Source organism: Streptomyces sp. JB150 (genome assembly GCF_011193355.1).
Classification (GTDB): Bacteria; Actinomycetota; Actinomycetes; order Streptomycetales; family Streptomycetaceae; genus Streptomyces.
In genome coordinates, this window is sequence record NZ_CP049780.1 from 359,747 (window position 1) to 383,585 (window position 23,839).

Annotated in this window: 23 protein-coding genes and 1 pseudogene; 14 read left to right on the forward strand and 10 right to left on the reverse strand. The window is 73.4% G+C overall.

Features of this window, described 5'->3' with window-relative positions:
* Nucleotides 1–8 precede the first annotated feature (8 nt).
* Nucleotides 9–2,774, forward strand: a complete 2,766-nt coding sequence (locus tag G7Z13_RS01640) for a SpoIIE family protein phosphatase/ATP-binding protein (RefSeq protein ID WP_165995313.1) — start codon at nucleotides 9–11, stop codon at nucleotides 2,772–2,774.
* Nucleotides 2,775–2,951: 177 nt separating this feature from the next.
* On the opposite strand, the gene G7Z13_RS01645 is transcribed toward G7Z13_RS01640, so the two are convergent.
* The 3 genes from G7Z13_RS01645 to G7Z13_RS01655 all read right to left on the reverse strand — a co-directional run bounded on the left by G7Z13_RS01645 (nucleotide 2,952) and on the right by G7Z13_RS01655 (nucleotide 5,849).
* Entirely contained in the window at nucleotides 2,952–3,188 is a 237-nt protein-coding gene (locus tag G7Z13_RS01645; protein ID WP_165995314.1) for a hypothetical protein, read from the reverse strand.
* A gap of 399 nt (nucleotides 3,189–3,587) precedes the next feature.
* Entirely contained in the window at nucleotides 3,588–5,177 is a 1,590-nt protein-coding gene (locus G7Z13_RS01650) for an MFS transporter (RefSeq protein ID WP_165995315.1), read from the reverse strand.
* A 189-nt stretch (nucleotides 5,178–5,366) separates the two neighbouring features.
* Nucleotides 5,367–5,849, reverse strand: coding sequence for a MarR family transcriptional regulator (locus G7Z13_RS01655; RefSeq protein ID WP_165995317.1), 483 nt, complete (start codon nucleotides 5,847–5,849; stop codon nucleotides 5,367–5,369).
* Between the two features lie 97 nt (nucleotides 5,850–5,946).
* Between G7Z13_RS01655 and G7Z13_RS01660 the strand changes: the two genes are divergently transcribed.
* The 3 genes from G7Z13_RS01660 to G7Z13_RS01670 all read left to right on the forward strand — a co-directional run bounded on the left by G7Z13_RS01660 (nucleotide 5,947) and on the right by G7Z13_RS01670 (nucleotide 9,737).
* Entirely contained in the window at nucleotides 5,947–6,567 is a 621-nt protein-coding gene (locus G7Z13_RS01660; RefSeq protein ID WP_165995318.1) for an L-threonylcarbamoyladenylate synthase, read from the forward strand.
* A 373-nt stretch (nucleotides 6,568–6,940) separates the two neighbouring features.
* Nucleotides 6,941–8,140, forward strand: a complete 1,200-nt coding sequence (locus G7Z13_RS01665) for a glycoside hydrolase family 64 protein (RefSeq protein WP_165995320.1) — start codon at nucleotides 6,941–6,943, stop codon at nucleotides 8,138–8,140.
* 88 nt (nucleotides 8,141–8,228) lie between these two features.
* Nucleotides 8,229–9,737, forward strand: coding sequence for a metallophosphoesterase (locus G7Z13_RS01670; RefSeq protein WP_206312974.1), 1,509 nt, complete (start codon nucleotides 8,229–8,231; stop codon nucleotides 9,735–9,737).
* A 113-nt stretch (nucleotides 9,738–9,850) separates the two neighbouring features.
* Here the strand turns inward: G7Z13_RS01670 and G7Z13_RS33470 are convergent.
* From G7Z13_RS33470 to G7Z13_RS01685, 3 genes and pseudogenes are all read right to left on the reverse strand, one after another.
* Nucleotides 9,851–9,937, reverse strand: a pseudogene (locus tag G7Z13_RS33470) (dipeptidase); the annotation flags it as partial.
* Between the two features lie 150 nt (nucleotides 9,938–10,087).
* Entirely contained in the window at nucleotides 10,088–10,555 is a 468-nt protein-coding gene (locus G7Z13_RS01680) for a peroxiredoxin (RefSeq protein ID WP_165995323.1), read from the reverse strand.
* Nucleotides 10,552–10,932 carry a DoxX family protein gene (locus G7Z13_RS01685; RefSeq protein WP_165995325.1) on the reverse strand — a complete coding sequence of 127 codons (381 nt, stop codon included), beginning with the start codon at nucleotides 10,930–10,932 and terminating at the stop codon, nucleotides 10,552–10,554. Before G7Z13_RS01685 ends, G7Z13_RS01680 begins: the two co-directional genes overlap by 4 nt.
* Nucleotides 10,933–11,477: 545 nt before the next feature.
* Here G7Z13_RS01685 and G7Z13_RS01690 point away from each other — a divergent pair.
* The 6 genes from G7Z13_RS01690 to hemC all read left to right on the forward strand — a co-directional run bounded on the left by G7Z13_RS01690 (nucleotide 11,478) and on the right by hemC (nucleotide 16,552).
* Complete coding sequence (locus G7Z13_RS01690; RefSeq protein ID WP_165995327.1) at nucleotides 11,478–12,458, forward strand: RNA ligase family protein; 981 nt, start codon at nucleotides 11,478–11,480, stop codon at nucleotides 12,456–12,458.
* Nucleotides 12,459–12,601: 143 nt separating this feature from the next.
* Nucleotides 12,602–13,378 (forward strand): NPP1 family protein, encoded by a 777-nt coding sequence (locus G7Z13_RS01695; RefSeq protein ID WP_165995329.1) that lies wholly within the window; start codon nucleotides 12,602–12,604, stop codon nucleotides 13,376–13,378.
* A 135-nt stretch (nucleotides 13,379–13,513) separates the two neighbouring features.
* Nucleotides 13,514–14,533 carry a questin oxidase family protein gene (locus G7Z13_RS01700; RefSeq protein ID WP_165995330.1) on the forward strand — a complete coding sequence of 340 codons (1,020 nt, stop codon included), beginning with the start codon at nucleotides 13,514–13,516 and terminating at the stop codon, nucleotides 14,531–14,533.
* A gap of 25 nt (nucleotides 14,534–14,558) precedes the next feature.
* Nucleotides 14,559–15,077 carry a hypothetical protein gene (locus G7Z13_RS01705; RefSeq protein WP_165995331.1) on the forward strand — a complete coding sequence of 173 codons (519 nt, stop codon included), beginning with the start codon at nucleotides 14,559–14,561 and terminating at the stop codon, nucleotides 15,075–15,077.
* A complete protein-coding gene (locus G7Z13_RS01710) occupies nucleotides 15,074–15,547 on the forward strand; it encodes a GNAT family N-acetyltransferase (protein ID WP_165995333.1) in 474 nt (157 codons plus the stop codon). Before G7Z13_RS01705 ends, G7Z13_RS01710 begins: the two co-directional genes overlap by 4 nt.
* Nucleotides 15,548–15,616: 69 nt before the next feature.
* A complete protein-coding gene (gene hemC / locus G7Z13_RS01715) occupies nucleotides 15,617–16,552 on the forward strand; it encodes a hydroxymethylbilane synthase (protein ID WP_165995335.1) in 936 nt (311 codons plus the stop codon).
* Nucleotides 16,553–16,585: 33 nt separating this feature from the next.
* On the opposite strand, the gene G7Z13_RS01720 is transcribed toward hemC, so the two are convergent.
* A complete protein-coding gene (locus tag G7Z13_RS01720) occupies nucleotides 16,586–17,107 on the reverse strand; it encodes a hypothetical protein (protein WP_165995336.1) in 522 nt (173 codons plus the stop codon).
* A 438-nt stretch (nucleotides 17,108–17,545) separates the two neighbouring features.
* On the opposite strand from G7Z13_RS01720, the gene G7Z13_RS01725 reads away from it, so the two are divergent.
* A complete protein-coding gene (locus G7Z13_RS01725; protein ID WP_165995338.1) occupies nucleotides 17,546–18,340 on the forward strand; it encodes a SigB/SigF/SigG family RNA polymerase sigma factor in 795 nt (264 codons plus the stop codon).
* 33 nt (nucleotides 18,341–18,373) lie between these two features.
* Here G7Z13_RS01725 and G7Z13_RS01730 read toward each other — a convergent pair whose 3' ends face one another.
* The gene (locus G7Z13_RS01730; RefSeq protein ID WP_240926082.1) at nucleotides 18,374–18,733 is read right to left on the reverse strand and encodes an ANTAR domain-containing protein; all 360 of its coding nucleotides are present in this window, start codon (nucleotides 18,731–18,733) and stop codon (nucleotides 18,374–18,376) included.
* 127 nt (nucleotides 18,734–18,860) lie between these two features.
* Between G7Z13_RS01730 and G7Z13_RS01735 the strand changes: the two genes are divergently transcribed.
* On the forward strand, nucleotides 18,861–19,664 hold the full coding sequence (locus tag G7Z13_RS01735; protein ID WP_165995341.1) for a VOC family protein: 804 nt from the start codon (nucleotides 18,861–18,863) through the stop codon (nucleotides 19,662–19,664).
* A gap of 103 nt (nucleotides 19,665–19,767) precedes the next feature.
* Here G7Z13_RS01735 and glgX read toward each other — a convergent pair whose 3' ends face one another.
* Complete coding sequence (gene glgX / locus G7Z13_RS01740) at nucleotides 19,768–21,921, reverse strand: glycogen debranching protein GlgX (protein ID WP_206312976.1); 2,154 nt, start codon at nucleotides 21,919–21,921, stop codon at nucleotides 19,768–19,770.
* Nucleotides 21,918–22,430, reverse strand: a complete 513-nt coding sequence (locus tag G7Z13_RS01745) for a pep a2 (protein ID WP_165995343.1) — start codon at nucleotides 22,428–22,430, stop codon at nucleotides 21,918–21,920. Before G7Z13_RS01745 ends, glgX begins: the two co-directional genes overlap by 4 nt.
* Nucleotides 22,431–22,743: 313 nt before the next feature.
* Between G7Z13_RS01745 and G7Z13_RS01750 the strand changes: the two genes are divergently transcribed.
* The gene (locus tag G7Z13_RS01750; protein WP_165995345.1) at nucleotides 22,744–23,040 is read left to right on the forward strand and encodes a DUF5133 domain-containing protein; all 297 of its coding nucleotides are present in this window, start codon (nucleotides 22,744–22,746) and stop codon (nucleotides 23,038–23,040) included.
* 71 nt (nucleotides 23,041–23,111) lie between these two features.
* The coding region (locus tag G7Z13_RS01755) for a maltotransferase domain-containing protein (RefSeq protein WP_166004525.1) at nucleotides 23,112–23,839 on the forward strand (728 nt) is incomplete at its 3' end.

The following is a 23,839-nucleotide window of genomic DNA, read 5'->3' on the forward strand; positions in this document are numbered from 1 at the left end:
CAGGGCACATGGTCCGACATTGGGGTCGATCCCGGGCTCGGTCCACCGGACCGCCCGGCGCCGTGCGCCCGCGGGGAGCGTCACGGGCGCTGCCGGAGGGCGGGCCGGGACCGCGCCGGGATGCCGGCGAGCGACGGCGTTCGGCGGCCGCGCTGTGGCCGGTGCTGCGCCGGCGCAGCGTCGCCGGGCAGGTCTTCCTGCTCCAGGTCGTCGTCGTGCTGGTGCTGGTCGCCGCCGCGGTGGTGGCCCTGGTGCTCCAGGCGCGGCACGACAGCACCCAGGAGGCCCGCCACCGGTCGCTGGCGGTCGCGGGGACCTTCGCCGAGGCCCCGGGCACCCTGGCGGCGCTCCGTGGCCCCGATCCCACGGCGGTGCTCCAGCCACGGGCGGAGGCGGCCCGCGAGGCGACCGGCGTCGACTTCATCGTCGTCATGGCCACCGACGGCACCCGCTACACCCATCCGCTGCCGGACCGCATCGGCAAGAAGTTCGTCGGGACCATCGAGCCCGCGCTGGCCGGGGAGCCGGTGACCGAGGAGATCGAGGGCACGATCGGGCGGCTGGTGCAGGCGGTCGTACCGATCCGGGAGCCGGACGGGACGGTGGTCGGCCTGGTGTCGGCGGGGATCACCACCGAGCGGGTCGGCGGCGCCGCCGACCGGCAGCTGCCGCTGGTGCTGACCGCCGCGGGGGTCGGCCTGGCGGTGGCCACGGCGGGCACCGCGCTGGTCAGCCGGCGGCTGCTGCGGCAGACCCGCGGGCTGGGGCCGCGCGAGATGACCCGGATGTACGAGCACCACGACGCGGTCCTGCACTCCGTCCGCGAGGGCGTGCTGATCCTGGACGGCGACGGGGCGCTGCTGCTCGCCAACGACGAGGCGCGCCGGCTGCTGGACCTGCCCGACGACGCCGAGGGCCGGCATGTGCGCGAGCTGGGCCTGGATCCGGCCACCGCGGAACTGCTGGCCTCCGGGCGGGTCGCCACGGACGAGGTGCGGCTGGTGAAGGACCGGCTGCTGGCGATCAACCAGCGGCCCACGGACCTGACGGGCGGCCCGGCGGGCAGTGTGGCGACCCTGCGCGACTCCACCGAGCTGCGCGCCCTGTCGGGCCGCGCGGAGATGGCGCGCGAACGCCTCGACATGCTGTACGCGGCCGGGGTCGGCATCGGCACCAGCCTGGACGTGACCCGGACGGCGCAGGAGCTGACGGAGCTGGCGGTGCCCCGCTTCGCGGACTTCGTCACCGTGGACCTGTTCGACGCGGTGCTCGCCGGGGAGCAGCCGGAGGCGGGCCTGGAGCTGCGACGTACGGGCTTCGGCGGGATCCGGGACGACGCGCCGCTGTATCCGGTGGGCCGGCGCATCCGCTTCGTGCCGTCCTCCCCGCAGGCGCGCAGCCTGCGCAGCGGGCAGGCGATCCTGGAGCCCCGGCTGAACGACGCTGCGGGCTGGCAGGCGCAGGACCTGGAGCGCACCGCGCAGGTGCTGGAGTACGGCATCCACTCCCTGATCACCGCACCGCTGCGGGCGGGATCGCTGACCCTCGGTCTGGCGAACTTCTGGCGTTCGCGCAAGCCGGAGCCGTTCGACGCGGAGGATCTGGCGCTCGCGGAGGAGCTGGTGGCGCGGGCCGCGGTGTCCATCGACAACGCCCGCCGCTACACCCGTGAGCACACCATGGCGGTGACCCTGCAGCGCAGTCTGCTGCCGCGCAGCCTGCCCGAGCAGAACGCGCTGGACGTCGCCTACCGCTATCTGCCCGCGCAGGCCGGGGTGGGCGGCGACTGGTTCGACGTCCTGCCGCTGTCGGGCGCCCGGGTCGCGTTGGTGGTCGGGGACGTGGTGGGGCACGGGCTGCACGCGGCGGCCACCATGGGTCGGCTGCGGACGGCCGTGCACAACTTCACGGCGCTGGACCTGGCGCCCGACGAGCTGCTGACGCTGCTCGACGAGATGGTGGCGCGGATCGACCAGCACGAGGCGGAGGAGGGCGGCAGCGCCCCGGTGACGGGGGCGACCTGCCTGTACACGATCTACGACCCGGTGTCGCGGCGCTGCGCGATCGCCCGCGCCGGTCATCCGCCGCCCGCCCTGGTGCTGCCGGACGGCCGGGTGGAGTTCCCGGAGGTGCCCGCCGGTCCCCCGCTGGGTCTGGGCGGGCTGCCGTTCGAGACGGCCGATCTGGAGCTGGCGGAGGGCACCCGGCTGGTGCTGTACACCGACGGGCTGGTGGAGGACCGCGCCCGGGACATCGACGTGGGGCTGGGGCTGCTGCGCGAGGCGCTGGAGCGGGCCGGTCCGCTTCCGGAGGACACCTGCCGGACGGTGGTGGACGCCCGCCTGCCGGCCCGGCCCGGCGACGACATCGCACTGATCGTGGCCCGGACCCGGGCGCTGGGCGCCGACCGGGTGGCCGCCTGGGACGTGCCGGCCGATCCGGCGGCGGTGGCGGACGTGCGGTCCTCGGTCACCCGGCGGCTGGCCGAGTGGGGGCTGGACGAGCTGGCGTTCACCACGGAGCTGATCCTGAGCGAGCTGGTCACCAACGCGATCCGCTACGGCGGTTCCCCGATCCGGGTGCGGGTGCTGCGCGACCGGGCGCTGATCTGCGAGGTCTTCGACGGCAGCAGTACGGCTCCGCATCTGCGGTACGCGGGCATGACGGACGAGGGCGGACGTGGTCTGTTCCTCGTCGCCCAGCTCGCCGAGCGCTGGGGCACCCGCTATCTGCCGACGGGCAAGGTGATCTGGGCGGAGCAGCCGCTGCCGTGAACGCGCGCCGACCGCCGGGCGGGGCCGGCTGGCGCCCGCCTGAGCGGCCGGGCGGGTCCGGCCGCTCCCCGTGCGAGCGCCAGGGGGGGTACGGTCGGCGCCCGCATGAGCGCCGGGCACGCGACGGCCCGGACCCCGGGCGTCGCCGGGATCCGGGCCGGATGGGGTGAGTGCCCGTCAGCTGCCGCTGAGCCGCTTGCGCAGCAGCTCCTTGCCCAGCTCGGCGCCCTTGCGGCTGTCGGCCTGGGCCTTGCGGAACAGCTCCGCGACCTCGGTGTCCTTGGCGCGCTCCGCGTCCTGGACGTACTGCTCCAGCCTGAGCGCGTTGCTGAGGCACGCCTCCACGTACCAGATGAGGTTGTAGTCCTTGTCCGCCGTGCCGGTCACACCGCCGGTCTCCGTGCTGCTGGTCACTCGGGCCTCCTCCTTCTGTGCGGGTGCTTGCTTGCTTGACGTGCGCGCCGAGTACCCCTCTTGCCCGGAGCCACACAGACACCCGTTCAGCACGTACGCCCGCGGATGCGGCGGCCGCCGGCGCTGCGGGGACGCGGAACGCCCTGTTCGCCGTGCCGCCGCGTACGAGCGCGTCCGGGGCGACCCCGCGAGGAGCCGCCCCGGATTCTGGCGGCCCCGGAAGACGAGGGCGCCGCGGGGGCGCGACCGGTCCCCCGTGCCGGTCGCGCCGTCCCCGTGACGTCGAACCTACGGGGCAGGTGGCGCGGCCGGGCATCGCGTCGGTGCGAGCCGTCGCGGGCGGACGGCTCACCCGTGTACAGGCCGCCTCCATTCGACACTCCGTCGGGAGAGCCTCGTTCAGTGCTGCCTGGGCCGTCCGCCCGTGCGCAGGCCGAGCGCGGCGACGACCGCGCCGACGAGGCAGAGGACGCCGGTGACGACGACGGCCAGGTGCACGCCGTTCATGAAGGCGGCGCCGCTGCCCTCGGCGACGGCCGCGCGCAGCGGCGCGGGCATGTCGCCGGAGACCGGCGCGACCCCCATCGCGACGGCGTCCTTGGCCTCCTGGAGCCGCTGGGCCAGGGCGGCCGGCACGCCGGCTCCGGTGAGTTCGCCGCGCAGGGTGGCGCCGACCTCGGCGCTGATCACGGAGACCAGCACGGAGGTGCCGAGGGCCCCGCCGATCTGCAGCGTGGTGGCCTGGAGACCGCCCGCCACACCGCCGTCACGGACCGGCGCGTTGCCGACGATGGCGTCGGAGGAGGCGGCGAGCACCATGCCGACGCCGAGGCCGAGGGCGATGAACGGCGGCCACATGGTGGTGTACGAGGAGTTTGTGGTCCAGGTGAGCATGCCGAAGCAGGAGGCGGCCTGGAGGACCATGCCGGCCGGCATGGTCACGCGGGCGCCCAGGCGCTGGGTCAGCGCGGCGCCCAGCGGGGAGGCGACCAGGGAGGCCAGGCTGAGCGGCAGGGTGCGCACACCGGCCTCGACGGGGGTGTAGCCGCGCACGTTCTGCAGGTAGAGCATGACGAAGAAGATCATGCCGAGCAGCACGAAGAAGTTCAGCGCGGTGACGATCGCGCCGACCGTGAGGGCGCGGTTGCTGAACAGCCGCATCGGCAGCAGCGGATGGGCGGTACGGGTCTCGTACCGGCCGAAGACGATCAGGACCAGCAGCCCGGCGAGTACGGCGCCCCAGGTGCCGGCCGAGGTCCAGCCCCAGGTCTCCCCCTTGACGACGCCGAAGACGACGGCGAGCAGGCCGAGGGCCAGCAGGATCACGCCGGGCACGTCGAATCGCTGCCGCTCCTCGGCGCTCTTGCCCTGCGGCAGCACGAACGCGCTGAAGAGGAAGGCGGCGACGCCGATCGGCGCGTTGATGTAGAACACGGACTCCCAGCTGACGTGCTCGACCAGCAGGCCGCCGACGATGGGTCCGAGGGCGGTGGAGACCGCCGACACCATCGCCCAGATGCCGACCGCCATGCCGAACGTGCGCGGCGGGAAGACGGCGCGCAGCAGGCCGAGCGTGTTGGGCATGAGCAGGCCGCCGAACAGGCCCTGGAGGGCGCGGAAGACGATGACGCCCTCGATGGAGCCGGCGAGACCGATCGCCACCGAGGTGAGGGTGAAGCCGGCGACGCCGACGAGGTAGTAGGCGCGGCGGCCGAAACGGTCGCCCAGCTTGCCGCCGAGGATGAGGGTGGCGGCGAGGGCGAGCAGGTAGGCGTTGGTCACCCACTGGAGTTCGGCGGTGGAGGCGCCGAGGTCACGGCCGATCTCCGGGTTGGCGATGGCCACGACGGACCCGTCGAGCTGGACCATGAACAGGCCGAACGCGACGGCGCAGAGGGTGAGCCAGGGGTTGGCGCGGCGCCCGGCGGGCGGACGCGGCGCGTCGGCGGACGCGGGCACGCCGGAGCGATCCACGGCGGTGGAGGACATGGATGAAGCCTTGTCTGTGTCTGTGTCTGTGTCTGCGTGTCTGTGCGGGGGTGCGCACGGCGAGAAACGAGAAAAGGGGACAGGGGAAAGGCGAAGACGCCGGCCGTCACGGCGGGAAGGTGACGCACACGGCGCGGGACCGTCGGCCCGCAGGGGCGGTGGGTCCTCCCGCGCGCGGGAGGACGGCCGTCAGCGGGTCGCGGCGGGCGCGGTGTGGAGGTGACGGGCGAGCGAGACGAGCGCACCCGTGGCGGATCCGAGGGCGTCGAGTTCGCCGTCGGTGAGGGCGGCCAGCGCCTCGGTGAGGTGGGTCTGTTCGAGCGCGCGGACCTGGGCGAGCCGGCGCCGTGAGGTCTCGGTGAGGTACAGGTGCGCGACGCGCTTGTCGGAGCGGTCCTGGCGGCGCTCCAGCATCCCCTGCTCCGTCATCTGGGAGACCAGCGCGCTGACGTTGTTCGGCTTCATCAGCAGGGCCTCGGCGGCCTCGCGCACGGTGCAGCCCTCGTGCTGCGCGACGTGGCGCAGCAGCATCAGCTGGCCCTCCGGCGGCTTGGGGTGCGGGAAGTCCCTGGCGATCCGCCGGTCCAGCGCCCGGTACAGCGCGGGCAGGCACGCCGCGAGCTCGGCGGCTACGCGTGCCGTGCGCTGCGTGGGGGCGCTGGTGTCGGACATGACGTCCAGAATAGGTATGGGGTCATACTTATGTCAAAGCGGCGCCCCGGCGTAAGGCCGAGCGACTCACCGGGGCCGTACGGCATAAGCTCGGCGGATGGCGAAGTACTACGACGTGCACCCCGACAACCCCCAGCCGCGCACCATCGCGCAGATCGCCGACGCGGTGCGTTCGGGTGCCCTCATCGCGTATCCGACGGACTCCTGCTACGCACTCGGCTGCCGGGTCGGCAGCAAGGACGGGATGGACCGGATCCGCTCCATCCGCCGGCTGGACGACCGGCACCACTTCACCCTGGTCTGCCAGGACTTCGCGCAGCTCGGCCAGTTCGTGCGGGTGGACAACGACGTCTTCCGGGCGGTCAAGGGGTCCACACCGGGCAGCTACACCTTCATCCTCCCGGCGACCAAGGAGGTGCCGCGCGCCCTGATGCACCCGAAGAAGAAGACCGTCGGGGTGCGCATCCCCGACCACGTCGTCACCCAATCGCTCCTCGCCGAACTCGGCGAACCGCTGCTGTCCAGCACCCTGCTGCTGCCCGACGAGGACGAGCCGATGACCCAGGGCTGGGAGATCAAGGACCGCCTGGACCACGTGCTGGACGCGGTGCTCGACTCCGGGGAGTGCGGCACCGAGCCGACGACGGTCATCGACTTCTCGGGCGGCGACGTGGAGATCGTACGACGCGGAGCGGGCGACGTGAGCCGCTTCGAGTAGCCCCCGGGCGGCCGGGGCGACGCATTTCCGGTCCAGAGCGGCACCGCCGACACCCCCCTCGTCCCCGCGCGGGACGGCGGCCCGGCCCGGCGATGCCGCTCTGCACTCCGGGACGGCGGCCCGGCCAAGCCATGCCGCAACCCACCCCAGGGACGGCGGCCCGGCCCAGCGGCACCGCTTTTCGGCCCCCGCCCTCGCCCACACCTCACCCGATTCGTCCCCTGACCTCGCCCGCGAGCTCGCTCGCCTCCGCCGCACGGATTGACATGAGCGCAGCATCACGCCAATCTGAGAGCGCTCTCACGAGCTGGTCCGGACCAATCCCCACGCGTCCGGCCATCCCCCCACAGCGCTCCCCGCACGGAGGCGAGGCATGTTCACATCCCTCAGACGGCACCGTTTACCGGTCGCCGCCGTCGCCGCGGCTCTGCTCGGCACCCTGCTCACGTTCGGCACGCCACGGTCCGCCGAGGCCGCGGTGCCCGCCACCATCCCGCTGCAAATCACCAACAACTCCGGACGCGGCGACCAGGTCCACGTCTACGTCCTCGGCACCTCGCTGACGACCGGTCAGCAGGGCTGGGCCGACGCCACCGGCACGTTCCACCCCTGGCCGGCCGGCGGAGTGCCCCCCGTCCCGGCCCCGGACGCGTCGATCCCGGGACCCGCCGCCGGTCAGACCAAGACGATCCGGATCCCCAAGCTGTCCGGGCGGATCTACTTCTCCTACGGCCGCAAGCTCGACTTCCGGCTCGCCACGGGCGGTCTGGTGCAGCCGGCCGTGCAGAACCCGAGCGACCCCAATCACGACATCCTCTTCAACTGGTCCGAGTACACGCTGAACGACTCGGGCCTGTGGCTCAACAGCACCCAGGTCGACATGTTCTCCGCGCCGTACGCGGTCGGCATGCAGCGGGGTGACGGCACCACGGCGACCACCGGGCGGCTCAAGCCGGGTGGCTACAACGGGGTGTTGTCGGCGCTGCGCGCCCAGCCGGGCTGGGGCGGGCTGGTGCAGACGCGGTCGGACGGGACCGTGCTGCGGGCGCTGTCCCCCGCGTACGGGGTCGGCACCGGGCGCATCTCGCCGTCCGTGATGGACGACTACATCAACCGCGTGTGGCAGAAGTACGCCACGACGACCCTGACCGTCACCCCGTTCGCGGACCGTCCGGGAACGAAGTACCAGGGCCGGGTGTCGGACGGCGTGCTGCGCTTCACCAACAGCTCGGGAGCGGTCGTGACCAGCTTCCAGAAGCCGGACGCCGACAGTGTCTTCGGCTGCCACAAGCTGCTGGACGCGCCCAACGACGAGGTGCGCGGGCCGATCTCCCGCACGCTGTGCGCGGGGTTCAACCGCTCGACGCTGCTGACCAACCCGAACCAGCCGGACACCTCGTCGGCGTCGTTCTACCAGGACGCGGTGACCAACCACTACGCGCGGATCATCCATGAGCGGATGGCCGACGGGAAGGCCTACGCGTTCGCCTTCGACGACGTCGGGCACCACGAGTCGCTGGTCCACGACGGGGCTCCGCAGCAGGCGTACCTGACGCTGGATCCGTTCAACTGATCAACTCGGCACCGAGCGGCGCGAGATGGAACCGGTGATCATCCGGGTTCCGCCTCGCGCCGCTTTCGATCATCATTACGATGCACGGGTGTCTGACTCCTCACGTGATACCGCCGAGGGCGCCGGCTGGGGCGCGCCCGAACCCGGCGCCTACCGGCAGCTGGTCCCGGCCGCCCCGGGCCGGAAGCTGTCGTGGCTCGACCCCAGGACGCTGTGGCTCGCCCGCAACGGCATCCTGGCGGCCCTCTTCGGGGACCCCACGGGCCGTACGCGCGGCCGCTGGGTGGCCCAGCAGGCGGCGGTCGGGGCGCCCGCGGACAAGGTGATCCGCCGACCGGACCCGGACCGCTTCGCGTTCCTGGTGGCCGGGGACACGGGTGAGGGGGGCGAGCCGCAGTACGCGGTGGTGCCGGGCCTGTTGCGGGTCGGCCAGGACACCCAGTTCATGATCATCGCGAGTGATGTCATCTATCCCGTGGGCGCCACGGACGACTACGGCGACAAGTTCTTCCGCCCGTACCAGGACTACCCGGCGCCGATCTACGCCGTGCCCGGCAACCACGACTGGTACGAGGACCTGCGCGGCTTCATGCGCGTCTTCTGCGACGACGCGCCGCCGCTGCCGCCGGAGGCCCGGCCGCGCCGGCTGACCCGGGCCTGGCTGCGCGAACTGCTGTGGCACCGGCCGAGCCCGGTCGACGAGGCGGGCTTCGCCCAGGCCCGCAAGCTGCGCTCCGCGCCCGCCCAGTTCTCCGTCCAGCCGGGCCCGTACTGGGCGATCGACGCCGGGCCGATCCGCATCGTGGGCATCGACACCGGGCTGCTCGGCACCGTCGACGCCGAGCAGGCCGCCTGGCTGCGCGAGGTCTCCCGCGACCCGCGCCCGAAGATCCTCGTCACCGGGCGGCCGCTGTACGCCGACGGCGCGCCCCGCCCGACCCCCATCGAGGGCGGCGGCACGGTCGACGACATCGTCCGCGACCCCGCGCACCGCTATGTCGCGGCGATCGGCGGCGACATCCACAACTACCAGCGCTATCCGATACGGGTGGACGGCGACCGCACCATCCAGTACATCGTCGCGGGCGGTGGCGGAGCGTTCACCCACGCCACCCACACCATCCCCCCGGTCGACCTGCCCGGCGTCACGGAGGACGACTTCCGCTGCTACCCGCTGCGCGGCGACTCCCTGGCCTTCTACAGCCGGATCTACGCCCGCCGCACCCGGCTGCGGCGCTTCTTCGCCCTCACCGAGGCGCAGGCCGCGGCCGTCGTCGCCGAACGCCTGAAGGACCGGCCCGCCCGCCCCGCCGAGACCCCCGCCCTCGTCACCCGCCGCACCCGCCTGGTCGCCACCCTCCTCGGCACCGGTCGCCGCCCGCGCCGCACCCCCCGCCTCCGCCTCCCCCTGCGCAAGCTCTACACCGGCCTCCTCTCCCCCAGCTGCGCCACCCACGCCCCGCCCTTCTTCAAGTCCTTCCTCCGCATCGACGTCACCCCGCAGACCCTCCGCATCCGCTGCCACGCCGCAACAGGCCACCTCGCCCAGGAGCTCGACCCTCCGGTGGAGGACGAGGTGACGATCCCTCTGACCTGAACCACACTCGCGGCTGTGGCCGGACGGGAGCCTTCGCGCACCCGCGGGCAACGGCTGCTGCCGGGCACGCTCCGGCTGCCGCTCGTGGTGGGCTGTCGTCCACTGGACCAGTGACTGGCGTTGACCCGTGTGCCCAGGTCCAGTTCGTCGCCGCATACGTCGGCGAGAGCGAGATGCACGGCGACGCCGGCACTGTGCGGCCCGGGGTGAGGGCCGTGGAGCGCGGCGCGCCGGCACCGGTCGCCAGTGCCCGGTACGGCCACCGTACGACCAGCGCCACCCCTGCGGCCGCACGGGGCGGCGGTGCTGTCGCGGGGGCGCGCCGGATCAGGGCCGTTTCTTCGCGTGGGTCATCCCCGGTGGGCGCGCAGGGCGGCGAGGGCGCGGTCGGCGTGGGTGTTCATGCGCAGTTGGCTGCGGACGACCTCCAGGACCGTGCGGTCCGGCGCGATGACGAAGGTGACGCGCTTGGTGGGCGCGAGGGTGAACCCGCGTCGGACGCCGTACCGTTCGCGGACCGTGCCGTCCGCGTCGGACAGCAGCGGCATCCCGAGGGAGTGCCGGCCGGCGAACTCCTGCTGCCGTTCGACGCTGTCGCCGCTGATGCCGACCGGGCGGGCGCCGACGGCGGCGAACTCGGCGGCCAGGTCCCGGAAGTGGCAGGCCTCGGCGGTGCAGCCGGGGGTGAGGGCGGCGGGGTAGAAGAACAGCACCACCGGGCCCTCGGCGAGGAGTCCGGACAGGGTGCGGGTGACTCCGGTCTCGTCGGGCAGCGCGAAGTCCGCTGCCTCGTCGCCCACGTTCACGGGTGCGTTCACGACCGTCCCTCCGCGTTCTTCGCCACGCTCCGGGCCCACAGCACGAGCGGCAGTCGCAGCGGCAGCCGCCCGTAGGCGGCGGCCCGGAGCGGGGCGGGGCGGTGGCGCCAGTCGACGGCCATCTTGACGTTGGCGGGGAAGACGCCGACGAAGAAGGCGGCGGTGGCCAGCGCGGCGGTCTTGCGGGTCCTCGGCAGGGCCAGTCCCGCCGCGAGCGCGAGTTCGGCGGCTCCGCTCACCCGGGTCCAGGTCCGCGGCTCGCCCGGCAGGGCGCGGGGGACGACCGCGTCGAACTGACGGGGTACGGCGAAGTGCGCGGCGCCCGCGGCGGCCAGCAGACCGGCGAGCAGCAGGGGCGAGCGTGCGGACCGTGACACGGTTCCTCCTCGGTGGGGGCTGCCGCCGGATGCTACCCGACGGTAACGCGGACGTGGGCGCCCCCTGGCACCGAGGCCGGGCGCCGGGGCGCCGCTCCCGCACCGCCCGCCGGGCCGGCACCGCGCCGGGGCCGCACCACCAGGGCGTCGCACCTTCGCATCACACCTTGGCGTCGCACCTTCGCGTCGCAGCTTCGCGTCGCAGCCCCGGCGCCTGGCGTGACGGGTCCGCCGCGGCACGACCGCCACCCGCCGCGGAGCACCACGCATCCACCGTCGTCCTGCCGTCGTACTGCCGCCGTGTCGCCACCGTGCCGACGCCACCCGCTGCCCGCACCACCGCCGTACCGCCACCCGCCGTCCGGTCCCCGCGACAGACACCCGCCCGACGGCACCCCCAGGACGGACCCCGGCCGCGCCCGGCCGCGCACCCTGGCCGGCACCCCGCAACGAACGCGGGCCCCCGGCCGCACCTCCGGCGCCGTTCAGGCGAAACCGCCCCGCGACACGCGTGACGGCCGCCCGCCGCGTCGACATCTAGGGCCGTGACCCTGCCGCTGATCGCCCCCATGCTCGCCACCCCCGGCACCCTCCCGCCCGCCGCGCAGGACGCGCGCTGGGCGTACGAGACCAAGCAGGACGGCCAGCGGGTGGTGGTGTATGCCACCGGGGACGGCGGCCTCGTGCTGCGTGCCCGGTCGGGGGACGAGATCACCGCCGCCTACCCGGAGCTGCTGCCGCTGGGCGGCGCCCTCGGCCGGACTCCCGCCGTCCTGGACGGCGAGGTGCTGGCGCTGGACGAGGAGGGACGCGCCGACTTCCAGCTGCTCCAGTCCCGGATGGGCCTCGCCCACGCGCCCGCGCGGGCCGCGCACCGGGCGGCGCGGGTGCCGGTGCATCTGGTGCTGTTCGACGTGATGCACCTGGCGGGCCGCTCGCTGACCGGGCTGCCGTACACCGAGCGGCGCGCCCGGCTGCTGGAGCTGGGTCTGGAGGGGCCGTTCTGGTCGACGCCGGGAGCGCTGGTCGGGCACGGCGAGGAGGCGCTGCGGGCGACGCGCGAGCACGGCCTGGAGGGGCTGGTGTGCAAGCGTCTGGACTCGGTGTACGAGCCGGGGGTGCGCTCCCGTGCCTGGATCAAGATCCGCAACATGCGGGCGGTGGACGTCGTCGTGGGCGGCTGGCTGCCCGGCAAGGGCCGGCTGACCGGGCTGCCGGGCGCGGTGCTGGTGGGTCAGCGCGCGGGCGGACGGCTCCGCTACGTGGGCAGTGTCGGCACCGGCTGGAGCGAGGCCGAGCGGGCCGAACTGGCGGCCCTGCTGGCCGGCTTGGCGACCGACGTCTGTCCGTTCCAGCCGCGGCCGGCGGCGCCGGGCGCGCACTGGGTGCTGCCCCGGCTGGTCGGCGAGGTCCGCTACAGCACCCGTACCCGGGCGGGACTGCTGCGCCAGCCGTCCTGGCTGCGGCTGCGGCCGGACCTCACCCCCGAGGAGTCCTCGGCCGATCTGCCCGGCGCGGACCTGTGACGCCCGGCCCGAACCGGCTGTTGAGCTGGGCTTCACCGCCGGGTCACTCGTGATCCCTTGGCACGGCCGGAGTTTGTGGGCATCCTGAACTGCCTTTCCCCCCACAGCCGTTGGGCTGCGCCCGCATCGCCGAGGAGGACGCAGTGTCGTCGCCGAAGTCCGTATCGCACCGCCGCAGATGGCTCACCGGAATCGCCGGAGCCTTCGCCCTGGTCATCGCCTTCCCCAGCACTGCCCTGGCCGCCCCGCCGCCGGCGCTGCCCGCCAACGCGGAGGCCGCCGAACGCGCCTACCAGCCCGCGTTCGACTACGACACCGACGGCTGCTACCCCACCCCCGCGGTCAGCGCCGACGGCACGGTCAACGGCGGCCTCGCCCCGACCGGCGCCCTGAACGGCAACTGCCGGGACGCCTTCGACCTGGACAACACCAACAGCTACTCCCGCTACAAGTGCAACAACGGCTGGTGCGGCTACCTGTACGGCCTGTACTTCGAGAAGGACCAGGCCCTGCCCGGCACCAGCCTGGGCGGGCACCGGCACGACTGGGAGCACGTCGTGGTGTGGGTGCAGAGCGGCCAGGTGCGGTACGTCTCGACGTCCAACCACGGCTCGTTCACCGTCACCGCCGCCTCCCAGGTGCGCTTCGACGGCACCCACGCCAAGGTCGTCTACCACAAGGACGGCATCGGCACCCACTGCTTCCGCCTGGCGAGCGCGGGCGACGAGCCGCCGGAGAACCACAAGGGCACCTGGCAGTATCCGCCGCTGGTCGGCTGGAACGGCTACCCGGCCGGTGTCCGCGAGAAGCTGAGCGCCTACGACTTCGGCAGCGCCCACTTCGGTTTGAAGGACGCGAGTTTCGCGAGCCACCTCGCGTCGGCGAAGCCGTCGGGGATCGCCTTCGACCCGTACGCGTGACACCGTACGCGTGCCCCGTACGGTGACACCGCGGACGGGCGGCCGGGGTCGGCCCGGGGCGTGGGACCCGCGCCCCGCGCGGGTTCGGCCCCCTGGCCGATCCCGGTGGCCCCGCCGGGCCGTAGCGTCCCGGACATGACGACGAACGACACGAGCGGACGGCTCGACGAGGCATTCGAACGGCTCCACGCCTACGGTCCGGAGTTCCGGGGCTGGCTCAGCAACCACGCGCCCATGGTGGCCGAGTCGCTGGCCGCGCACGGACAGGCCGGGGCCGTGCACCGGTGGCTGGACCTGTACAGCGACCGGCTGGAGGAGTTCCCCTCCCGCGTCGAGCCCGTCACCGACGCCAACTGGCGTGAGGCGCTGGGCGATCCGCGGCGGGCCGCCGACTGGGTCGACCACTTCACTCGGGCCGTCGCCGACCGCCCGTGGCGTGCCGTGCTCGCCGAGTGGTGGCCGCGCCTGCTGCCCGGCCTGTACGCCGCGGCCACCCACCCGGTCATCCGGGTCGGCCACGCCGTACGCGCCCTGGAAGGCCAGGAGAACGAGCCGCGGCGCACCGAACTCGCCCACGCCCTCGGGTACTGGGCGGCCCGGCACCTGCCCGTGGCCGGCATCAGGGCGCTGCCCGGCGCGCCCAGCGCCGCCCTGAGTCGGGACGCGGTGCCCCCGGTCGAGGCGGCCGTAGGCGGCTATCTCACGCGGCTCGCCGCCGTGCGCGACCTGCCCGTGTGGGCGGACGACGTGACCGACCCGGACACCGCGCGGGCCGGGCTCGCCGAACTCGTCCGGGCCGCCACCCACCGGTACGCCACCCACGGCCACGGCGACGAGACGATGCTCGTGCACGCGGCGACCGCCCCGAACGCCGTGCTGCGCACGCTGCACGTGCTGCCCCGCGAGCTGTGGGCGCCCAGCCTGCACGCCGCGTGGACGGCCTCGGCGGCCATCACCGCCATGTACGCCCCCGACGAGCCGGCCGACTACGCGCCGCCCGCCGCGCTGACCGCCGAGGAGGTCGTCGAACGCGCCCTCGCCCACGGTGACGAGCACGTCATCAAGTTCACCGACACCGCCCTCGACATCGGCGACGAGCAGGCCCTTGCGGCCGCCCTGCGCGCGGTGGAACTGAGCGAACCCCTGGCCGGATGAGGGCCGTTCGGCCGATGATGGCCGGATGGATCATGACGACACGCTGCCGCCGGCGCTCGCCGCCGACGCCCTGCTCGCCCTGGCCGACGGCCATCACGCCCGCACCGCACGCCCGGCCGGCACCCGGGAGGCCGCCGGGCACCTGGTGAAGACGTACGCCCTCCAGGCCCCCGGACGCACGGTCACCGCACGGGACGTCGAGGCCGCCCTGCGGATCGCCGAGGGCCATCTGGCACTCGGCGGGCAGCGCGGCTCCCTGGGCCTGTCCGTACTGATCCTGCACGCGGGCGGCGACGGCGACTACGTGGTCCTCCACACCTGGATCGAGGGGCACATGGCGGACCTCGCGGTGTTCACCGGCCCGGCCGGCGATCCCGCGCGGCTGCGGCCGGGGCGCGCCGGGCTCGCGCCCTGTGTGTGGGAGGCGGCACTGCTGGCGCACGAGCGGGCGGCCTTCTCCCGGCATGTCCTGGACGGCACGGGGCCGTTGCCGGACCGGCTCACCGCCTGGAGCGCGGACACCGTCGAGGGGACGGTGCGGTGAGCGGCGCGCCCGTGGTGCGGCCCGCCCGCCCCGCCGACCTGCCCCGGGTCGCCGAACTGGCCCGGCTGCACACCGCGTACGAACGGGCCGCGCCGCCCGCACCGGGCCTCGCCGAACGCCTCGACACCCTGCTGTTCGCCCGCTCCGCGCCGCGGCTGCGCTGCCTGGTCGCCGAGGCACCCGGCGGCGAGGTCGTCGGCTACGCCACCTGCGCCCCCGAAGTGTCCACCTGGGACGGCTGCGAGTTCCTGCACATGGACTGCCTGTTCCTCGACCCGGACCACCGGGGCCGGGGACTGGGCGCGCGGCTCATGGACGCGGTGCTCGCGGAGGCCCGCGCCCTGGGCCTGGCCGAGGTGCGGTGGCAGACTCCCGCCTGGAACGAGGGCGCGATCCGCTTCTACGGCCGGCTGGGCGCCCGCGGCCACGCCCAGGAGAAGGTGCGCTTCACCCTTCCGGTCGCGAACTGACGTTCCCCGCCGGGGGATTCGAGCCGGACCCCAGGGGGCCGGCCCGCCGTTGGGGCTATCGTGTCCGGCATGTCCGTTCCGGAACTGATCCGTATCGTCTCGCGCGACTCGCCCATGGCCCTGGCCCAGGTGGAGCGGGTCCGCGCGGAGCTGTCCGCCCGGTATCCCGGTGTGCGCACCGAGGTCGTGCCCGTGAAGACCACCGGCGACAAGTGGCTGGGGGACCTCTCCCTCGTCGAGGGGAAGGGGGCCTTCACCAAGGAGGTCGACGCCGCGCTGCTGGCGGGCACGGCCGATCTCGCGGTGCACTGCGTCAAGGACGTGCCCGCCGACCGGCCGCTGCCGGCGGGCACGGTGTTCGCCGCGTTCCTCCGGCGCGACGACATCCGCGACGCGCTGGTGCACCCGGGCGGACGCACCCTGGACCAGCTGCCGCCCGGAACGCGGATCGGCACCTCGTCGGTGCGCAGGATCGCCCAACTCGCCGCCGGTCACCCGCACCTGGCGTGCGTGCCGCTGCGCGGCAACGCCAACCGGCGGCTGGAGAAGCTGGCGGCGGGCGAGGCGGACGCCCTGCTGCTCGCGGTGTCCGGCCTGGAGCGGATCGGCCGCCGGGACGTGATCAGCGAGGTGCTGTCGCCGGAGACGATGATGCCGCCCATCGGCGCGGGCATCCTCGCCCTGCAGTGCCGGGAGGACGACACCGCCCTCATCGACGCGGTCAGCGCCCTCGGCGATCCGGACACCCATCGCGAGGCGACCGCCGAGCGGATGTTCCTGCATGTGCTCCAGGGCCACTGCAACAGCCCGATCGCCGGTTACGCGCGGGTGGACCGCGGCGGCGAACTGTCCCTGCGCGCCTGCGTGTTCACCCCGGACGGCAAGACCCGCCTCAACGCCCACGAGTGGGCCGGCCGGCTGGACGCGGCCACCCTCGGCACCTCGGTCGCGGTGGCGCTGCTGCGGCAGGGCGCCCGGGAGATCATCGACGGCATCCCGCACTGACGCGGTGGTCGGGCGGTGCTTGCCTGCCGGGGGTCAGGCGGTGCCTTCCTCCGCCTGGTCGCGCAGGAAGGTGCTCACCTGGTGGGCGAGGCTGTCGCGGCCCGCGACGGAGTGCGCGCAGGCCGTCCCCTCGGGCAGGCCGATGCCGCCGGACCACATCCTGCGGTCGGCCCACTCGTCGTCCACCCGCAGCTGGATCTGCACGTCCACCTGGCCGAGCGCGGCCTCCGGTCCGGCGGCGTACACCACGGCGGTGACCCGGCGCAGCGGGTAGACGTCGTAGCCCTCGATGAACTGGGAGTTGCGCCAGTCCATGAACGCGCTCTCCCCGTCGGGGCCGATCCGCACGTCGATCTGGCCGTCCTCCAGGTGGACGCCGAACCGCTCGGTGCCGCGGTTCTCGACGGTGACGCGGAGGCGGAAGTACGTCAGTCCGTCCGCGGCGTCGTCCCGGCCGCGCGGCGGCTCGGCAAGCTCCAGTCGGTGGACGCGCAGACGCAGACCGGCGTGCTCCTCGCAGTCCTGCCAGTCCCCGACCACGTTCGGCTCGTACACACTGCACCTCTCGACCTCTGAAGCTGCTTCCTATCCGTGGGCTGAGCGCACTGTCAAATGAGCGGAATGGGCTGTTGCCCCGGTTTTCCGGGCCCCGATCGGTGATCAAGCCGTGGGCAGGACGAATCCGCCGCGGCCCGGCCGGGGCGGGTGCGCGGGCGTGCCGTACATCACGTTCCGGGCGCCGGGCCCGTGCTCCCCCGCCGCGCGGGCCGGTGATCGCCGGCGCCCTGTCGTTCCCTACGAAAAGGCCGGAATATTCATGAAAGGCGTTTCGTCCCGATTTGCGCCGGGAATCTCCTGGGAAGTGCTTCGGACAGGAGGCACGTCCGTGGGAGCCCGTGCGCAGGGGACCCCGGCGTCCCGCATGCCAGTGCCCGAACCGCGCCTCCCACGGTGTCCGTCCATCCGGCACCCCCTGAGGGAGGCACGCGCACCATGCGTACGGCCGGCAGAACGAAGCAGCACCCGCACGACGACGCTCCGGACACCACGGAAGCGTTCGAACGACTCCAGAAGCTCCCCGAGGGCAGCCCCGAGCGCAGGGCGCTCAGGGACGAGCTGGTCCGCCTGTGGCTGCCGATGGCCGAGCGGATCGCCGTCCGCTTCCGCGGCCGCGGCGAGGCCCTGGAGGATCTGTACCAGGTCGCGGCCCTCGGCCTGGTCAAGGCCGTCGATCACTACGATCCGTCGCGCGGCCGCGCCTTCGAGGCGTACGCCGTGCCCACCGTGACCGGTGAGATCAAGCGGCACTTCCGGGACCACATGTGGACCCTGCACGTGCCCCGGCGCGTCCAGGATCTGCGCAACCGGGTGCGGCGGGCCGCCAAGGAGCTGGCCCAGACCACGCCGGGCAGGGCGCCGACGGTCGCCGAGATCGCCGAGCACGCCCAGCTGAGCGAGGCCGAGGTGGCCACCGGCATGGAGGCCCTGGAGTGCTTCACGGCGCTCTCCCTGGAGGCCGAGATGCCCGGCACCGACGGCTACGCCCTCGGGGACGCGATAGGCGGCCCCGACCCGCGCTTCGACGTCGTGGTCGACCGGGTGGCCGTCCGGCCCTGTCTGGAGGCCCTGCCCGAGCGCGAGCGCACCATCCTCTACCTGCGCTTCTTCTGCGGCATGACGCAGAGCACCATCGCCGACCAGCTGGGCATCTCGCAGATGCACGTCTCACGTCTGCTGAGCGCCTGCTTCGCCCGGCTGCGGGAGGAGCTGCTCACCGAGGCACGCTAGGCGGTGTCGTCCGGAGCAGCCCCTGTACTTCCCCTAGGCGTCTCCGAGGGCGGTCTGGCCGTCCTCGGGCGGTGCTCCCGGGATCTGGGTCGGGCCGTGGCGGTCGAGGGCGTCCTCCAGCTCGGCGCGGATCTCCGGGGGCATCTGCCCGTGGCGGCCCCAGATGAGGATCAGCTCGGCGACATTGCGCAGCTTGATGTTCGTGTGCTGGGAGACCTCCTTCAGCACCGTCCAGCCCTGCTCGGGCGTGACCCGGCCCAGCGCCACCATCATCCCGATCGCCTGGTCCACGACGGCGTGGGAGGAGACGGCCTCCTTGAGCTGGGCCACTTCTCGCTGGAGTGCCAAGATCCGGTCCGTCTCGTCGGCCGGCTCGCTCGGTGTGTGTGCCACCCGTCCATCGTGCCACCACGCGTCTGTGGTGCCACCGGGGTACTCGGCAGGCGCCGAGGGCGGTTCCGGTTGGACACTGGTGTGCAACCGGTGGCCGCCGGCCCCACGAACCCAGGGAACGACTGCCATGACACAGCACCCCACACCCTCCGCCCGTCCGAGGGAGGTCGTCTCGACCGACTCCGTCTTCGGTGCGCCCTGCTGGGTGAGCCTGACCAGCCGGGACCTGGCCACCACGGAGTCGTTCTACTCGGCCGTGCTGGGGTGGCAGTGGCGATCGGTCAAGCTCGGCGACCGCTTCCGGATCGCCCTCGCGAACGGAGCGCCGGTGGCCGGGGTCGCCGGGCTGGCCGGCGTGTGGCACGCGGCGGTCGCCTGGACGCCGTACTTCGCGGTGCGCAGCGCGGACGAGGTGGCGAGCCGGGTGCAGGAACGCGGCGGCACCGTCGCGGTCGGCCCGATCTCCTTCCCGCCCGGGCGCGGGGCGCTGCTGGCCGACCGGGACGGAGCGACCTTCGGCATCTGGGAGGGCGCGCTCTTCTCCGACTGGGAGACCTGGCGCCGGGCGGCCCCCGCGTTCGTCCGGCTGCACACCCGCGACGCCTTCGACGCCGCGATCTTCTACGGCGAGGTCCTGGACTGGGCCTCGGCACGGCCGGGCTGCTGCGAGGTGGAGTACGAGGGCGAGGAGGTCGTGCTGCGCAGCCGGGGCGACATCGTGGCCCGGATCGAGTCCGGTGCCGTCGAGGCGGCGCCCGACCCCACCATCCGGCCGCACTGGCAGGTGCACTTCTCCGTGCCCGACGTGGCCGCCTGCGCGCGCGCCGCGGAGCTGCACGGCGGCAGCGTGCTGCGCGAGAGCTCCGACGAGGCGGTGCTGCGCGACCCCGACGGCGCGCAGTTCACGGTGACGTCCCGGCGGGAGCGGTAGGAACGACGGGAGCCGCAGGGGAGCGGACGAGGTGCGGCGCGGTGAGCGGGCGGCCGTCGGGGCCGCCCGCTCACCTTTGCGCCGTCCGGGTGCGCCGTCCGGCTCAGCTGCCGCTCCTCGTGCCCCGCGGCGGCCGGGACAGCAGGACCAGGCTGCGGCTCTCCACCGCGACGACGCTGCCAGCCTTGTGCTCGGTCTCGTCCGGGGCGTCCGGGTCGGCCGTGTCCAGGACGGTCGTCCAGCGCTCCCCGTAGGCGGCGTCCGGGAGGCGGAAGTCGACGGGCTCCCAGTAGCTGTTCAGCAGCAGCAGGAAGGAGTCGTCGACGACCGGACGGCCCTGGGAGTCGGGTTCGGCGATGGCGTCGCCGTTGAGGAAGACGCCGACGCAGTGCGCGTCGGAGCGCTGCCAGTCCTGGTCGGTCATCTCGCAGGCGTTGGGCAGCAGCCAGACGAGGTCGGGCAGCGGCTGGCCGGCGTGCACGGCCGTCTCGCCGCGGAAGAACCGCCGGCGCCGCAGCACCGGGTGCGCCGCGCGCAGCCCGATCACGTACCGGGTGAACTCCAGCAGCCCGCGCTGGTCCCCGTCGAGCCGCCAGTCGATCCAGGAGACCTCGTTGTCCTGGCAGTACGCGTTGTTGTTGCCGCGCTGGGTGCGGCCCAGCTCGTCGCCGTGGCACAGCATCGGGATGCCCTGCGACAGCATCAGCGTGGCGAGGAAGTTGCGCTGCTGGCGGGCGCGCAGCTCCAGCACCGCCGGGTCGTCGGTGTCGCCCTCGGCGCCGCAGTTCCAGGAGCGGTTGTTGCTCTCGCCGTCCCGGTTGCCCTCGCCGTTGGCCTCGTTGTGCTTGTCGTTGTACGAGACCAGGTCGCGCAGGGTGAACCCGTCGTGGGCGGTGACGAAGTTGACGCTGGCGCGCGGCCGGCGGCGGCTGTGCTGGTAGAGGTCGGACGACCCGGTCAGCCGGGAGGCGAACTCGCCGAGCGTGTACTCCTCGCCGCGCCAGAAGTCGCGGACCGTGTCGCGGTACATGCCGTTCCACTCCGACCACAGCGGCGGGAAGTTGCCCACCTGGTAGCCGCCCTCACCGACGTCCCAGGGCTCCGCGATCAGCTTGACCCTGCTGATCACCGGGTCCTGCTGGATCAGGTCGAAGAACGCCGACAGCCGGTCCACCTCGTGGAACTGGCGGGCCAGGGTCGCCGCGAGGTCGAAGCGGAAGCCGTCGACGTGCATCTCGGTGACCCAGTACCGCAGCGAGTCCATGATCAGCTGGAGCACGTACGGGTGCCGCATCAGCAGGCTGTTGCCGGTGCCGGTGGTGTCGTAGTAGTGCCGCCAGTCACCGTCGACCAGGCGGTAGTACGACGAGTTGTCGATGCCCCGGAAGGACAGCGTGGGGCCCTTCTCGTTGCCCTCGGCGGTGTGGTTGTAGACCACGTCGAGGATCACTTCCAGGCCGGCCTCGTGCAGCGCCTTGACCATCGCCTTGAACTCGGCGACCTGCCGGCCGCCGGTGGCGTCGGCGGCGTAGCCGTTGTGCGGGGCGAAGAAGCCGATGGTGTTGTAGCCCCAGTAGTTGGACAGACCGCGGTCCTGGAGCACCCCGTCGTGCACGAACTGGTGCACGGGCATCAGCTCGACGGCGGTGACGCCCAGCGAGGTCAGATGGTCGACGACCGCGGGGTGGGCGAGTCCGGCGTAGGTGCCGCGCAACTCGGGCGGCACGTCCGGATGGGTACGGGTCATGCCCTTGACGTGGGCCTCGTAGATCACGGTGTCCGCGTACGGGCGCCGCGGCGGGCGGTCGCCGCCCCAGTCGAAGTACGGGTCGGTGACCACGCCGAGCATGGTGTGCCCGGCGCTGTCCGACGGGTCGGGCCCGGCGGGTGACCGCTCGTACAGCGAGGGATGGTTGTCGATCTGCCCGTCGACGGCGGTGGCGTACGGGTCGAGCAGCAGCTTCGCGGGGTTGCAGCGCTGGCCGACGGCCGGGTGCCAGGGTCCGTGCACCCGGTAGCCGTAGCGCTGGCCCGGTCCGACGCCGGGCAGGTAGCAGTGCCAGACGAAGCCGTCGACCTCGTGCACCGGCACCGTGCGGTGCCGTCCGTCGTCGTCGACGAGGACGAGTTCGACGCGTTCGGCGACCTCGCTGAAGAGCGCGAAGTTGGTGCCCTGGCCGTCGTAGGAGGCACCCAGCGGGTAGGGGTGCCCGCTCCACACGGGCACCCCGGCGTTCCGGTGCGTGGTACGCGTCACCGTGCGTCCTCCAGAGGGCTGTCGGCGGAGTCCGCCGGTGCGGCCAGGACGGTGACCGGCAGGGCGCGCGGCACCTGGAGACCCTCGCGCAGTCGCGGGGCGGGGGCCGTCGGGACCAGCGGGGCGCTGCGGCCGGCGCGGGCGCGCTGGGAGAACCAGATCACCTTGGAGCCGGTGTCGGTGGCGCAGCAGCCCCAGCCGTCGCTGATGGCGGCGATGTGTTCCAGGCAGGCGCGCAGGTCCTGGTCCGGGCGGAGGTTGCGGTCGTGGTCGCCGACGGCGGTGATCAGGTGCTGGCCGTTCCACCACATCTCGATCGACGTGTTCTTGTCCGTGGCGTGTTCGTCGATGGCCTTCAGCAGCAGCTCGGTGCTGCGGCAGACGGTGTCGACCAGGTTCTCGAGGTCCCAGTACCTGAGATGAGCGGCCAGGATGCGGCTGACCTGTCCCACGCGTTCCGGACTGACTTCCACGTCGAGGTGGTAGTAGCAGGGCACTGCGGTCTTCATCGTGTTGGCTCCTCACCGGCGAGGATCTCGCTTTCTTCCTCGCCCTAGCGGGCCGAATCCCCCTCCTCGGACACGAAGCGTGAACACCGCTCGCTTCTGAGTCACCTCAACAGTGGGACTGCTAGCCCATTCGTGCAACACGAGCGGGACACGAGAGGTGGTTGAAGCTCTAACAAGACGCTGGGTCGCCGTGCGTGCACCATGAGTGAAGGCCTCGATCGCCGTAACGGAGATTCCGTGCCCGCTGTCGTGCACGGCCACCGGCCCGACCGTCGGGAACGTGCCTCGAGTGCCCCGGAAGGTGAACGGCGCCATGCTGCTACCCGCCAGAGCCGAAGTCGCCCGGCAGTTGCGGCGGTACCGGGCGTGGGAGCGAGTGATGCTCGCCTCCCCGACCGACCGCGCGGTGCGGGCGACCTTCGAGGACTCGGGTTACACCCTGTGTGTGCTCATGGGGAAGCGGTGTGCTCGGGAGGCCGCGGACGCGGCCGAACGGTTTCTGCGCACCACGCTGACCACCTATTTGCAGGAACAGAACGACCGGCCCCGCAGGAACGGCCCCGCCCGGCGCGGACCGCCCTCGGGACCCCGTTCCCGGGTGGCCCGGTAAACCACCCTTTCGGCGCAGGATCACGAGCCGGGCCGCACGGCCCGGCTCCGAGTACGGCGGAGGTGAGACCCATGAACACGACGGTGGCCATCGGGCGCATCCCGGTGCGGGACGTCCATCCGGCGGTCGAGTGCGGCAGGCGCCCGGCGAAGGCGGTCACGGGCGAGACGTTCCAGGTCACCGCCACCGTGTTCCGCGAGGGCCATGACGCGGTCGGCGCCAATGTGGTCCTGCGCGATCCCGCGGGCCGGCCCGGCCCGTGGACGCCGATGCGGGAACTCGCCCCGGGCAGCGACCGCTGGGGCGCGGAGGTCACTCCGACGGCCGAGGGCCGCTGGACGTACACCGTGGAGGCGTGGAGCGACCCGCTCACCACCTGGCGGCACGTCGCGGGCGTCAAGGTGCCGGCCGGGATCGACACCCGGCTGGTGCTGGAGGAAGGCGCCGACCTGTACGAACGGGTCGCCGCCGAGGTGCCCGAGGCCGCCGCGCGCGAGGTGGTCCTGGCCGCCGTACGGACCCTGCGCGACGACTCCCTGCCGGTGGCGACCCGCCTGGCGGCGGCGCTCACCCCGGAGGTGGACGCGGTCCTCGCCCGGTACCCGCTGCGCGAACTGCTCACCCGCACGCCCCCGTATCCCCTGCTGGTGGAGCGGGAGCGGGCGCTGTACGGGTCGTGGTACGAGTTCTTCCCCCGCTCGGAGGGGACGGAGGACCGCCCCCACGGTACGTTCCGCACGGCCGCCCGGCGTCTCCCGGCGATCGCGGGGATGGGGTTCGACGTCGTCTACCTGCCGCC